Source organism: Rhodobacter flavimaris, assembly GCF_021378075.1.
Classification (GTDB): domain Bacteria; phylum Pseudomonadota; class Alphaproteobacteria; order Rhodobacterales; family Rhodobacteraceae; genus Rhodobacter; species Rhodobacter flavimaris.
The window spans coordinates 24475-37829 of record NZ_JAJUOS010000001.1; the positions used below are offsets into that span (position 1 = coordinate 24475).

Sequence of the window (13355 nt, forward strand, 5' to 3'; positions counted from 1 at the left end):
CTAGGCGCAGCGAGGTTCCTTGTCCATCGGGTAAAATGTGTGCAGCACAAGTTTGTGCGGCTTAGCTGCGCCCGGTGAAAATCACCGCCACCCCCGCGACGATCAGCGCAAAGCCCGCAACGGTGCGCAGGGTCACAGGCTCCCCCAGCCAGAGCGCGTTGAAGGCGACGAAGATGGTCAGCGAGATGACCTCCTGAATCGTCTTGAGCTGCGCGGCGCTGAGCGCGCCATAGCCGATCCGGTTGGCGGGCACCTGAAGGACGTATTCGAAGAAGGCGATGCCCCAGCTGACCAGAATCGCCACGATGATCGGGGCTGACTGGAACCGCAGATGCCCATACCAGGCGACGGTCATGAACAGGTTCGAGGCAATCAGCAGCAGGACGGTAATCAGCGGGGCGGGGAGCGACATGGCGGCCTCGATCACGAAAGTGTCCGAGTTGCTCTAGCTCCGTGCCACCTGTTCTGCCAGAGTGTTTTGGGCCCTGCCTCGCGTGACAATCGGGTGAAGATTTTGCGACTTCGCAATTCGCAATCGTGCGCCTGCCAATAATTTGCAAATTTTCGCAAATCTGCTTTGTAATATTGTTGCGCGCGTATAGGGTGCCTCAAACCTTCGGAGGGGACCCCATGAAAGACATTCTGAACCAGCTTGAAGAGCGTCGCGCGGCAGCACGCCTTGGTGGCGGACAGCGCCGGATCGACGCGCAGCACGCGAAGGGCAAACTGACGGCGCGCGAGCGGATCGAGCTTCTGCTCGACGAAGGCTCGTTCGAAGAATTCGACATGTTCAAGGCGCACCGCTGCACCGATTTCGGCATGCAGGGCGAAAAGCCCGCAGGCGACGGCGTTGTCACCGGCTGGGGCACGGTGAACGGCCGCATGGTCTATGTCTTCTCGCAGGATTTCACCGTGTTCGGTGGCTCGCTATCCGAAACCCACGCCGAAAAGATCTGCAAGATCATGGATATGGCCATGCAGAACGGCGCGCCGGTCATCGGCATGAACGACTCGGGCGGTGCGCGTATCCAGGAAGGCGTGGCCTCGCTTGCCGGGTACGCCGAGGTGTTCCAGCGCAACATCATGGCCTCTGGCGTGGTGCCGCAGATCTCGCTGATCATGGGCCCCTGCGCGGGCGGCGCGGTGTATTCGCCGGCGATGACCGACTTCATCTTCATGGTGAAGGACAGCTCCTACATGTTCGTGACCGGTCCCGACGTCGTGAAGACCGTGACCAACGAGATCGTCACCGCCGAAGAACTGGGCGGGGCGTCGACTCACACCAAGAAATCCTCGGTCGCGGACGGCGCCTATGAGAACGATGTCGAGGCGATCGCCGAGACCCGCCGCCTGATCGATTTCCTGCCGCTGTCGAACCGTGAAAAGGCGCCGGTGCGACCGTTCTTCGACGATGTGGCGCGCGTCGAGGATTCGCTCGATACGCTGATCCCGGCCAACCCCAACATGCCCTACGACATGAAGGAACTCATCGTGAAGATCGCCGACGAGGGCGACTTCTTCGAGATCCAGAAGGATTACGCGGGCAACATCATCACCGGCTTCATCCGCATGGAAGGTCAGACCGTGGGCGTCGTGGCGAACCAGCCGATGGTGCTGGCGGGCTGCCTGGACATCGACTCGAGCCGCAAGGCCGCGCGTTTCGTGCGCTTCTGCGACGCGTTCGAGATTCCGATCCTGACGCTGGTGGACGTGCCCGGCTTCCTGCCCGGTACCGGCCAGGAATACGGCGGCGTCATCAAGCACGGCGCGAAGCTGCTCTTCGCCTATGGTGAGGCGACCGTTCCGAAGGTTACCGTAATCACCCGCAAGGCCTATGGCGGCGCCTATGACGTTATGGCCTCCAAGCACCTGCGCGGCGATTTCAACTACGCCTGGCCGACCGCCGAGATCGCGGTAATGGGCGCCAAGGGCGCGGTCGAGATCCTCTATCGCAGCGAGCTTGGCGATGCCGAGAAGATCGCGGCGCGCACCAAGGACTATGAAGACCGTTTCGCCAACCCCTTCGTGGCGGCCGAAAAGGGCTTCATCGACGAGGTGATCCAGCCGCATTCGACCCGTCGCCGGGTGGCGCGTGCATTTGCCTCGCTGCGCTCGAAGAAACTGTCGAACCCCTGGAAAAAGCACGACAACATTCCGCTCTGAGGGGCGCGGAATGGGGCGCGCGGCCGGGCGAATGCAGGGACTGGCAAGGGGCTTTATGGTGGCCTTGCTGATGTCGGCGTTTGCCCGGCCCGTCTCGGCCCAGGATGGGGCCGGGGTGCTGGTGCCGGTTCCTTCCGGGCAGGAGGTGCGCTGGATCGACACCATCTCGGATGCGCCGGGGCCCGGGGGGCTGACCATGCGCTTCCGATTTCTGGCGCCACAGATCGGGGGGGAAGGGCCGCTGGATGCGGATCTTGCCGCAACCGACATGCAGGCGCTGTGTGACGAGTTCGCGCTGCCCAGGCTGCCCGTTATCGGGCCACGGCCAGCGCAGGTGATTATCAGCCTTTCTGACCGGGTCGTGCCATTCGGCGAGACCGACGAGGAGGCGGTGCAATTCTTCGAGGCCTATTCCGTCGTGAATGGGCTCTGTGAGTGGGAGCTGTTCTGATGCAACTGCGTGGACATGAAATGTCGGGCCGGGTGGCGGGTTTCCGCCGCCGCGTGGCTGCCCTGCATTCCGTGCAAAGCAGTCCGCTATGCAATTGCAGCAAAAGTGATAAATTGTCGCGGGGCCGTGAGGCCCCCGGGGTGGTGCTTCCGCTCTGCACGTTATCAACAGGGCTTGGGGAAAACACGCGAATCGCTCCCTCCGCCAGCCCGCTCAGGAGTTCCAAATGTCGAAGAAAGCAATCCTCGCCCTCGCTCTGGTCGCCTTCGCCGCTGCTTGCGCGCCGAAAACCGAGCCGGCACCTGCCGAGCCGGTTTCGACCGAGCCGACTTTCACCGGCAAGTACAAGTAAGACGGTTGCGGGGCAGGGCGTCGCCCTGTCCCGGTTCCCCCGACAGGCCGCGGCGACAGACCGTTTCCGCGTAGCCTATGCATCCTTCGTTGCCGTGACGACACGTTGGCGCTACCATCGAGCCAATAACAACCGGCTCGGGGAGGTGCCACCATGCAATATTCATTCGTTCGCATTGCCGTCTTGGCTTGCGCAGCCGCTGGCGCGTTGGTCGCCTGTGCGCCGCCAGCGCCCGAGCCGATCCAGCCTGAGCCCGTCTTCTACGATAAATACGGCAATCCGACCGGCGGCGAATGCCGCCCAACTGGTGAGCGCGTCACCTCGGCATATCCGGCCTCGGTGCCCGATTGCCCGCCTCCGCCCTGCCCGCCGGGGCAAAGCTCGGTCGCATCGACGGCTTACAACCCGGTTATGTGTGTTCCCGATGATGACGGGAATCGTGAGCCTGACACTCCGGGGCGCGAGCCTAATAGTACGCCCGGTACGGCTGCAGGCGGTTGACCTCGAAGCCGTCCGCGCATTGCGGGCGGGCTGTGAAACGGGTTATCGGGTGTCCTTCGCACAGGAGGGCACCCAATGCTGAAACACCGTGGATTTCCGGGGCGTCTGCCCGGGACAGATTTCCAATTCCTGATCCGCCGCGCGAACAAGAACGGCGCGACCAAGATTATCCGCCGCGAGCGTTACAAGGACCGCGCGGCCGCTGATCGCCGCGCCGACGCGGGCTTTATGGCCGCGCTGTGGGCTCAGTTCGGCGAAGAAACCTTTGAGCGGGGCAATCTCGATGCTGGTCGTCTGAGCTGGCTGATCGGGCGCGAAGTCGTACCCGCCACCGATCCCTTCGATCCGTGCTCTTACGAGGCGCTGCTGCGCATCGATGTCAAAAAAGCTCAAGCCTCCTTCCCGGAAGTGTTCGAAGACCCCGAGGCCTTCGCGTGGGACGACGACGAGGAGGACGATTGGGAATGATTCCGCGCGTCTCGCTGACCTATGGGCAACTTGTCGCCGATCGCGCCGCGATCGGGCGATTTGGCTTTGCCAATGAGGCTGGCGCGGCGCAGCATGGGGCAATGCGCACCGATGTTACCCTGCATACGGTTCGGCGCATTTTCCCTACCCCTTCCCTTTGTCTGCGGTCTGGCCGCCAGGTCAGACCGCTTCTTTCTTCGAAAGATCAGCGGTGTGCCGCCGATTTGACCGCCGCAGGGCGTGCAGATTGCGGTATTTGCTTTTCTTCGCGCGTGGCTGCGCTAGAATCATGGGCAAACAAACCTGTGAATGGAGGCAGTACAACATGCGCAAATATTCGGTTCTCGTCGCGGTTCTCGCCGTGTCCGTCCTCTCGGGCTGCTATGCAACCGAAGGGCAGCGCGCCCTTGGCGGTGCGGCCGCCGGTGCGCTCATCGCGGATGCGACTGACAACAACGTTGTCGCGGGCGCGGCGATCGGTGCTCTGGCTGGCACCTATTGCGACGACATGGGCGTCTGCCAGTAACACACTGAACATCAGCCTTGCGGCCGGGCAGATCCCGGCCCTGCAGGGTTATGCGTATCTGAATGCCATCGGGGATTCCCTCCCCGGTGGCATTTTTGTTTCCATCAATCGAACCAGCAATCACGAAGAGCGGGGCGGCCGATATCCGCACCCGAGGGGAAGGGACTGACATGTTCAAGAAAATCCTGATCGCAAACCGCGGCGAGATCGCCTGCCGCGTCATCAAGTCGGCGCAGAAGATGGGGATCAAGACGGTCGCCGTCTATTCCGACGCCGATGCGCATGCGCTGCACGTCAAGATGGCGGATGAGGCCGTCCATATCGGCCCGCCGCCCGCGAACCAGTCCTATATCGTGATCGACAAGATCATGGACGCCATCCGCCAGACCGGCGCCGAGGCCGTCCACCCCGGCTACGGCTTCCTGTCCGAGAACATGAAGTTCGCCGGTGCGCTTGAAAAGGAAGGCGTTGTCTTCGTCGGCCCGCCGTCGCCCGCAATCGAGGCGATGGGCGACAAGATCACCTCGAAGAAGATTGCGCAGGAAGCCGGCGTTTCGACCGTGCCGGGCTATATGGGCCTGATCGCGGATGCCGAAGAGGCCGTGAAGATCTCGAACGAGATCGGCTATCCCGTCATGATCAAGGCCTCGGCTGGCGGCGGCGGCAAGGGCATGCGGATCGCCTGGAACGAGCAGGAGGCCCGCGAAGGCTTCGAGAGCTCGAAGAACGAGGCTGCGAACTCGTTCGGCGACGACCGTATCTTCATCGAGAAATTCGTTACCCAACCGCGCCACATCGAGATCCAGGTGCTTGCCGACAAGCACGGCAACTGCGTCTACCTGCACGAGCGCGAATGCTCGATCCAGCGCCGTAACCAGAAGGTCATCGAAGAGGCACCGTCGCCCTTCCTCGACGAAGCCACCCGCAAAGCCATGGGCGAGCAGGCCTGCGCGCTGGCCAAGGCCGTGGGCTATACGTCGGCGGGCACGGTGGAATTCATCGTGGACGGCGAAAAGAACTTCTACTTCCTCGAGATGAACACCCGTCTGCAGGTGGAACACCCGGTCACCGAACTGATCACCGGCGTGGACCTTGTCGAGCAGATGATCCGCGTCGCCAATGGCGAGCCGCTGCCCTTCAAGCAGGAAGACCTCAAGATCAACGGCTGGGCGATTGAATCGCGTCTTTACGCCGAAGATCCCTACCGCAACTTCCTACCCTCGATCGGCCGCCTGACCAAGTATCAGCCGCCGGTCGAAGGCCCGACCTCGCGCGGCGGGATCGTGCGCAACGATACCGGCGTCTATGAGGGCGGCGAGATCTCGATGTATTACGACCCGATGATCGCCAAGCTCTGCACTTGGGCGCCGACCCGCGCCGAGGCCATCGAGGAGATGCGTCTGGCGCTGGATACCTTCGAGGTCGAGGGCATCGGCCACAACCTGCCCTTCGTGGGCGCGGTGATGGACCATGACCGCTTCATCAAGGGCAACATAACCACCGCCTTCATCGCCGAGGAATACCCCGAGGGCTTTCAGGGCGTCGAGCTGGACGAGGAAGTCCTGCGCGATGTCGCCGCTGCCGCCGCCGCGATGAACCGCGTCTCGGAGATCCGCCAGTCGCGCATCTCTGGCACGCTTGGCAACCACGAGCGTCACGTCGGCAACGAATGGGTCGTGAGCCTGCAGGGCAAGGAATACCCGCTGCATATCGACGCCGACCGCGATGGTTCCACCGTCATCTTCAAGGATGGCGGCAAGAAGCGCGTGTCGTCCGACTGGACGCCGGGCAAGTCGCTGGCGGTTCTCGATGTTGCGGGTGAGCCGCTGGTGCTCAAGGTCGGGCTGATCCCGATGGGCTTCCGCATCCGTGTGCGCGGTGCCGACCTGAAGGTGCATGTGCGCACCCCGCGTCAGCACGAACTCGCGCTGCTGATGCCCGAGAAGCTGCCGCCGGATACCTCGAAGTTCCTGCTCTGCCCGATGCCCGGCCTGGTCGTCAAGATCTCGGTCGAGGAGGGTCAGGAGGTTCAGGAAGGTCAGGCGCTGGCCACCGTCGAGGCGATGAAGATGGAAAACATCCTGCGCGCCGAGCGTAAGGGCGTCGTCAAGAAGATCAACGCGGCTGCGGGCGCTTCGCTCAAGGTTGACGACGTGATCATGGAGTTCGAATGAGATGACGCTTTCGCCGGCCCGCGAAAACGCTCTCGGCTGTGCCGCGCTTTCTGCCATTGTTTCATTGGCGGCGTTCGCGGGGTTGCAGCTGTGGGCCGCGGCGCTGGCGGGTGTCTTCGAATATCCGCTGGATGACGTCTACATCCACATGGCCATGGCCGAGGGCATTGCCTCGGGCACCTATGGCGTCAATCCGGGCGAGGCCTCTTCGGCGGCCTCGTCCATCCTTTACCCGCTGCTGCTGGTGCCCTTTGCTGGGACCGAGATGCAGCGCTGGATGCCGCTGTTCTGGAACATCGTCGGTGTCGTTGCGGTGGGCGCGCTGTGGGGGCTGGTGGTTGCGCGTGCGAACCTGTCGCGAGTCGCGGCGGTCTTGCTGGCGATCGTCGGGCCGCTGGCGCTGAACGTGCCGGGTGTCGCCTTCGCGGGGATGGAGCACAGCCTGCACGCGGCCTTCGCGCTGTCCTGCCTACTGGGCCTGTGGATTTTCGTGCAGGAAGACCGAATCTCGGCGCTGCTCGTGATCGGGGTGATCGGCGCACCGCTGATGCGGCTTGAGGGGCTGGCCCTGTCGGGGGCGGCCTGCGGCGTGTTGCTGCTGCGTGGCCGGCTCGCTGCCGCGCTTGGGCTTGGGCTGGCAGCAATTCTGCCAGTGCTGGCCTTCATGGGTTTCCTTGTGTCCTTGGGGCTGGAGCCGCTGCCCGGTTCCATCATCGCAAAGACACAACTGACCACGGGCAATGGACCGGAACTGCCAGGCTTCGTGCGCGCGATCATCGAGAATATCCGCAAGACGCCGGGGCAGATCCTTCTGGCCCTGAGCTTTTTCACGGTGCTAATCGCGCTTGCTGTTCAGAACCTGCGCCGCGAGCGGCTGTATCTGGTGTTCTGGGCTATCGGTCTGGCGGGGATCGCGCATTTCCTCGGCGGCCGAATTGGCTGGATGAACCGCTACGAGCATTACATCTTGCTGGTTCTGGTCGGCGGCCTTGTATTGGCATTGTCCTATATGGGGCCGGTGTGGAAGGGTGTGACAGCTGCCGCACTTGCGCTCTCGCTTGGTGTTTTGGGCGCTACCTATGCAAACTCCATGGCGAAACGCTCGATCTGGGGGCCGCGTGCGATCCATTTGCAGCAGGCGCAGATGGCTCGTTTTGCCAAAGACTATGTGCAGGGGCCGGTCGGGGTGAATGACCTGGGCTGGGTGACCTGGCAAAACGATCAGTATGTATTTGATTTCTATGGACTCGGATCGCCGTCTGCGTTGGCCGAGCGGCTGCGACCCGGTGGGCCTCAGCCCGGCTGGGGCGGGCCGCTGGTGGCGCAGCACGGCGTCAGCCTTGTGATGATCTATGACAGCTGGTTTGCCGATGCTGTTGCGCCGGAATGGCAGCGGTTGGGAGAGCTGACCATGGACAATCCGCGTGGCACGGTGGCCGATTGGCGCGTGGCCTTTTATGCCACGGCGCCCGAATACGTGCCGGGCCTGCGTGAAAAACTAAATGCCTTTGCGCAGACGCTGCCCGCCGACGCCCATTTCACACTGGCGGAGGCGACGCAATGATGGTGGCTTATCGTGTTGCCCCGTTGCGGATTTCTTCGCGCCGGATCGGCATCTTGTCGATCGCGCGCATGATCTCGCGCCCGTCCCAGGGCAGGGGTTTGCGGATCGAAACCTGTCCGTCCTTGGTCATCAGCACCAGCGAGAAGCCGCGCGGGCGCAGCTTGCGGCGGATATCGGACGCCGGGGTGGGCGTTGTGTCGGTGATCACCACCACATCGCGCGCGGCCAGTTCGGGCCAGCGCGCTTCGATAAGCCGCAGCTGCTCGGTGAAGGCCGGGTCGTTGGGGCTGTCGGCAAACACTACCACCGGGCGTTTTTGCCAGACATATGCGGCCAAGTCGGCCTCAGCCCCGTCTACCGGGGCGAAGGCCTCGACAGCAGCGGTCGCGGGGCTTTCCTGCGCGCTCAACGGCGCTATCAGCGCGGCCAACAGCGCGAAAAACAATGCGAATCCAAGGGTTCTGGGTGCTGACATTACGGCCCTCCTTGGTTGGAATATAGGCGGCGCGGGGCTGGGGTTCCATGGTGCGCGGACCGCCGGGAAAGGATTTTCGCTCGAACCGGGCGAATGAAGACGGGAGTTTGCCTGGCGGGGGCTAGATCCGCCGGGTGGGGATGAAAGGCACGCAACAGCGCCGGGGCAGCCCGGAGGCGGCGACACAGAAGAGGGATTGTTCCATGACGAACAAGAAAGAGGAATGGGCCAAGCTTGCCCAGAAGGAACTGCGCGACACGCCGCTCGACAGCCTGACCTGGAACACGCTGGAAGGCATCGCCGTCAAGCCGCTCTACACCGAGGACGACCTTGAGGGCCTCGACCATCTGGGCAGCCTGCCGGGGATCGAGCCCTTCACCCGTGGCCCGCGCGCGACGATGTATGCCGGTCGCCCCTGGACGATCCGCCAATATGCCGGTTTCTCGACTGCCGAGGAATCGAACGCATTCTACCGTAAGGCGCTGGCCGCCGGTCAGCAGGGCGTCTCGGTCGCTTTCGACCTTGCGACGCACCGTGGCTACGACTCGGATCACCCGCGCGTTGTGGGCGATGTCGGCAAGGCCGGCGTGGCCATCGACAGCGTCGAGGACATGAAGATCCTGTTCGACGGTATCCCGCTCGACAAGGTCTCGGTCTCGATGACGATGAACGGCGCGGTGATCCCGGTTCTGGCGAACTTCATCGTCACCGGCGAAGAGCAGGGCCATGACCGCTCGGTGCTCTCGGGGACCATTCAGAACGACATTCTGAAAGAGTTCATGGTCCGCAACACCTATATCTACCCGCCGGAACCCTCGATCCGGATCATTGCGGATATCATCGAATACACCTCGAACGAGATGCCGAAGTTCAACTCGATCTCGATCTCGGGCTACCACATGCAGGAAGCCGGGGCGAACCTGGTGCAGGAGCTTGCCTACACCCTGGCCGACGGGCGCGAATATGTGCGCACCGCCATCGCGGCCGGCATGGATGTCGACAAGTTCGCCGGGCGTCTGTCGTTCTTCTTCGCAATCGGCATGAACTTCTTCATGGAAGTGGCCAAGCTGCGCGCCGCGCGCCTGCTTTGGACCCGCATCATGAAGGAATTCGAGCCGAAGAAGGCCGGTTCGCTGATGCTGCGCACGCACTGCCAGACCTCGGGCGTCTCGCTGCAAGAGCAGGATCCCTACAACAACGTCGTGCGCACGGCCTATGAGGCGATGGCGGCGGCGCTTGGTGGCACGCAGTCGCTGCACACCAACGCGCTCGATGAGGCGATTGCGCTGCCGACCGATTTCTCGGCCCGGATCGCGCGCAACACGCAGCTGATCTTGCAGGAAGAAACCGGGATCACCAATGTCGTCGATCCGCTGGCGGGTTCCTATTACATCGAAAGCCTCACCGCGAAGCTGGCCGAAGAGGCCTGGAAGCTGATCGAGGAAGTCGAGGAGATGGGCGGCATGACCAAGGCGGTTGCCTCGGGGATGCCGAAGCTGCGCATCGAGGAATCGGCGGCGCGTCGTCAGGCGATGATCGACCGTGGCGAGGAAGTCATCGTTGGCGTGAACAAGTATCGTCTGGCCAAGGAAGACCCGATCGACATTCTCGACATCGACAACGTGAAGGTGCGCGAGGCCCAGATCGCGCGTCTGACCAAGATGCGTGCCGAGCGGGACGAGGCCAAGTGCCAGGCGGCATTGGCCGAGGTGACCCGTCGCGCGAAAGAGGGCGGCAACCTGCTTGAGGCGGCTGTCGAAGCGGCGCGTGCGCGCGCCTCGGTCGGGGAGATCTCGTTGGCCATGGAAGAAGTGTTCGGGCGCCACCGCGCCGAGGTGAAGACGCTCGCCGGTGTTTACGGTGCGGCTTATGAGGGCGACGAGGGTTTTGCCCAGATCCAGCGCGACGTCGAGGCCTTTGCCGAGGCTGAAGGCCGTCGTCCGCGCATGCTTGTCGTCAAGATGGGCCAGGACGGGCATGACCGCGGCGCCAAGGTGATCGCGACCGCGTTCGCCGATATCGGCTTTGACGTCGATGTGGGTCCGTTGTTCCAGACCCCGGAAGAGGCCGCGCAGGACGCCATCGACAATGACGTGCATATCGTCGGTATCTCGAGCCAGGCGGCGGGTCACAAGACCCTCGCGCCGAAGCTGATCGAGGCGCTGAAGGAGAAGGGCGCCGACGACATCATCGTGATCTGTGGCGGCGTGATCCCGCAGCAGGATTACGACTACCTCAAGAAAGCGGGCGTCAAGGCGATCTTCGGGCCGGGTACCAACATTCCGGCCGCGGCGCGCGAGATCCTCGATATCGTTCGCGCGACCAAGGGCTGAGGGAAGCCGGGGGCGCTGCCCCCGGACCCCCGGGATATTTGGGCCAAATTGAAGGGGCAGGGGAGACCTTGCCCTTTTTCTTTTGCGGGCGCAGTGTCGCGCGGAAATCAGGAGAGTCCCATGATCATCCGCCCCGCGACGCCCGCCGATTACGACGCGATCCTTGCGTTCTGGAACCCGGTGATCCGGGACACCACGGTGACGTTTTCGAGCGAGGAGAAGACGGGCGACAGTCTGGGCGCGATGATTGCCGCGCGCCGCGACGCGGGGCAGGAGTTCTTGTTGGCCGAGGAGGCGGGGCAGGTTCTGGGTTTCGTCACCTATGGGCAGTTTCGGGGCGGGAACGGCTATCGGCACGCGATGGAGCACACGATCATCTTGGCGCCCGAGGCGCGCGGGCGCGGTGCCGGGAGGGCATTGATGGATGCGCTTGAGGCCCATGCGCGGGCGGGTGGCGTACATATCATGATGGGCGGGATATCGGCCGAGAATGCCGCCGGGGTCGCCTTTCATGCGGCTGTCGGTTATGTTGAGGTAGGCCGCGTGCGCGAGGCGGGGCGGAAATTCGACCGCTGGATCGACCTTGTTCTGATGCAAAAGATCCTGTGACGCGATAAGGTTAGCCCATGGACAAGCCGGTTTCCCTTTGGTCCCGTATCGGGCAGGCACTTGCCGCGTTGGCGCGGGGTGAGGGGCTGGCGGCTGTCTTCGATCATCTGCGCGCGCCGCCGGAACGTTCGGTTGCCTTTACCATTGCCGTGATTGCGCTTGGCGCCAAGATGGCCAAGGCCGACGGTCAGGTAACGCGCGACGAGGTGGCAGCCTTTCGGCGCGTCTTTCAGATCCCGCCGGACGAAGAGGATAACGCCGCGCGGGTCTTTAACCTTGCGCGCACCGATGTGGCCGGGTTCGACGCCTATGCGCGCAAGATCGCGGCGATGTTCGGGCAGGGCAGCGATGTCCTGAAGGACCTGCTTGAGGGGCTGTTCGTGATCGCGCTGGCGGATGGCGATTACCACGAGGCCGAGGATGCCTTCCTTGAGGAGGTCGCGCGGATCTTCGGGCTTGAGGATTGCTGTTTCCGTTCGATCCGGGCGAGCTTCGTGCCCGATGCGATCCCGGATCCCTGGACGGTGCTGGAACTGCCGCCTGGAACGCCAATGCCGGACGTGCGCGCGCGCTGGCGCGAGCTGGTGCGCGAGGCCCATCCCGACCGCGCCATCGCCCGTGGCCTGCCGCCCGAGGCGGTGCGTCTGGCCGAGGCGCGCACCATCGCCCTCAACCGCGCCTGGGAGGAGTTGCGGCAGGGCGCGGAGGCAGGCTGATGCGGATCGCCACCTATAACGTCGAGTGGTTCAACGAGCTTTTCGACCGGCGGGGGCGGATTCTGGACGATGGCGAATGGTCCTCGCGTTATCAGGTCACGCGGGCGCAGCAGCTTGGCGCGCTTGGGATCGTTTTCACGGCGGTCGATCCCGATGTGATCCTTGTGGTCGAGGCGCCGGACGAGAACTCGCGCCGCAAGACCGCCGCGATGCTGGAAAGCTTTGCCGAGTATTTCGGGTTGCGCCAGCGCCGGGCTCTGATTGGCTATGCCAATGATACGCAACAGGAAATCGCACTGATGTATGACCCGGACGTGCTGCGCGCCCGGCATGATCCGCGCGGTGGCGAAGGGCAGAGCCCGCGCTTTGATCAGAGCCTGCGCATTGATCTGGATATCGACGCGACGCTGGACACGGTGACCTTCTCGAAGCCGCCGTTGGAGGTGGAGTTGGAGACCCGCGAGGGCCGTTTGCTGCGGCTGATCGGCGTGCACATCAAGTCGAAGGCGCCGCGCGGGGCGAACTCGCCCGATGCCGAGAACCGCATCGCGATCGAGAACCGCCGCAAGCAGCTGGCACAATGCATCTGGCTGCGCCAGCGCGTGGATGAGCATCTGGACGCCGGCGACAGCCTGATTGTGCTGGGGGATTTCAACGACGGTCCGGGGCTGGACGAGTACGAACGGCTCTTCGGGCGCTCGGGGCTGGAGATCGTGCTGGGGCATGGCGGGCCGCCGATGCGGCAGATGCACGATCCCCATGCGCGGCTGCATCGCGGCCATGCGACGATGGCGGCGCCTGCCTCGGCCCGGTTCTATGACCCTGAAAACAAGCAGTATTTCTCGGCGATGCTGGATTACATCATGATCTCGCCCGATCTGTGCGTGGCTCAGCCCAAATGGCGCATCTGGCATCCGTTCGACGACCCTGCCTGCTATCGCACGCCCGAGTTGCGCGAGGCTTTGCTACAAGCCTCGGACCACTTCCCGGTCAGTATGGATATTTCGCTTTGAGCCCTTATAT

At 63.4% G+C, this 13355-nt stretch carries 13 protein-coding genes; 11 read left to right on the forward strand and 2 right to left on the reverse strand.

Annotation, left to right across the window (positions count from 1 at the left end; all coding sequences use genetic code 11):
- Positions 1-61: 61 nt before the first annotated feature.
- Positions 62-412 carry a DMT family protein gene (locus tag LZA78_RS00125; protein WP_233674928.1) on the reverse strand — a complete coding sequence of 117 codons (351 nt, stop codon included), beginning with the start codon at positions 410-412 and terminating at the stop codon, positions 62-64.
- Between the two features lie 218 nt (positions 413-630).
- Between LZA78_RS00125 and LZA78_RS00130 the strand changes: the two genes are divergently transcribed.
- The 7 genes from LZA78_RS00130 (at position 631) to LZA78_RS00155 (ending at position 8199) form a co-directional block, all read left to right on the forward strand.
- Entirely contained in the window at positions 631-2163 is a 1533-nt protein-coding gene (locus tag LZA78_RS00130) for an acyl-CoA carboxylase subunit beta (protein WP_233674929.1), read from the forward strand.
- Between the two features lie 31 nt (positions 2164-2194).
- The gene (locus LZA78_RS00135) at positions 2195-2614 is read left to right on the forward strand and encodes a DUF6497 family protein (RefSeq protein ID WP_233674930.1); all 420 of its coding nucleotides are present in this window, start codon (positions 2195-2197) and stop codon (positions 2612-2614) included.
- Positions 2615-2840: 226 nt separating this feature from the next.
- On the forward strand, positions 2841-2966 hold the full coding sequence (locus LZA78_RS17755; RefSeq protein ID WP_255697070.1) for a hypothetical protein: 126 nt from the start codon (positions 2841-2843) through the stop codon (positions 2964-2966).
- Between the two features lie 576 nt (positions 2967-3542).
- Positions 3543-3935 (forward strand): hypothetical protein, encoded by a 393-nt coding sequence (locus LZA78_RS00140; RefSeq protein WP_233674931.1) that lies wholly within the window; start codon positions 3543-3545, stop codon positions 3933-3935.
- Positions 3936-4260: 325 nt separating this feature from the next.
- Positions 4261-4461 (forward strand): YMGG-like glycine zipper-containing protein, encoded by a 201-nt coding sequence (locus LZA78_RS00145; protein ID WP_233674932.1) that lies wholly within the window; start codon positions 4261-4263, stop codon positions 4459-4461.
- A 170-nt stretch (positions 4462-4631) separates the two neighbouring features.
- Positions 4632-6635, forward strand: a complete 2004-nt coding sequence (locus LZA78_RS00150) for an acetyl-CoA carboxylase biotin carboxylase subunit (protein WP_233674933.1) — start codon at positions 4632-4634, stop codon at positions 6633-6635.
- Between the two features lies 1 nt (position 6636).
- Positions 6637-8199 carry a DUF8728 domain-containing protein gene (locus LZA78_RS00155; protein ID WP_233674934.1) on the forward strand — a complete coding sequence of 521 codons (1563 nt, stop codon included), beginning with the start codon at positions 6637-6639 and terminating at the stop codon, positions 8197-8199.
- 7 nt (positions 8200-8206) lie between these two features.
- On the opposite strand, the gene LZA78_RS00160 is transcribed toward LZA78_RS00155, so the two are convergent.
- Positions 8207-8674: a DUF4174 domain-containing protein gene (locus tag LZA78_RS00160; RefSeq protein WP_233674935.1), complete on the reverse strand. Its 468-nt coding sequence runs from the start codon at positions 8672-8674 to the stop codon at positions 8207-8209.
- 203 nt (positions 8675-8877) lie between these two features.
- Between LZA78_RS00160 and scpA the strand changes: the two genes are divergently transcribed.
- The 4 genes from scpA to LZA78_RS00180 all read left to right on the forward strand — a co-directional run bounded on the left by scpA (position 8878) and on the right by LZA78_RS00180 (position 13345).
- Positions 8878-11007: a methylmalonyl-CoA mutase gene (scpA, locus tag LZA78_RS00165; RefSeq protein WP_233674936.1), complete on the forward strand. Its 2130-nt coding sequence runs from the start codon at positions 8878-8880 to the stop codon at positions 11005-11007.
- A 120-nt stretch (positions 11008-11127) separates the two neighbouring features.
- The gene (locus LZA78_RS00170; protein WP_233674937.1) at positions 11128-11616 is read left to right on the forward strand and encodes a GNAT family N-acetyltransferase; all 489 of its coding nucleotides are present in this window, start codon (positions 11128-11130) and stop codon (positions 11614-11616) included.
- Between the two features lie 17 nt (positions 11617-11633).
- Complete coding sequence (locus LZA78_RS00175) at positions 11634-12332, forward strand: tellurite resistance TerB family protein (RefSeq protein WP_233674938.1); 699 nt, start codon at positions 11634-11636, stop codon at positions 12330-12332.
- Complete coding sequence (locus LZA78_RS00180) at positions 12332-13345, forward strand: endonuclease/exonuclease/phosphatase family protein (RefSeq protein ID WP_233674939.1); 1014 nt, start codon at positions 12332-12334, stop codon at positions 13343-13345. The genes LZA78_RS00175 and LZA78_RS00180 overlap by 1 nt, the downstream gene beginning before the upstream one ends.
- The last annotated feature ends 10 nt before the right edge of the window (positions 13346-13355 follow it).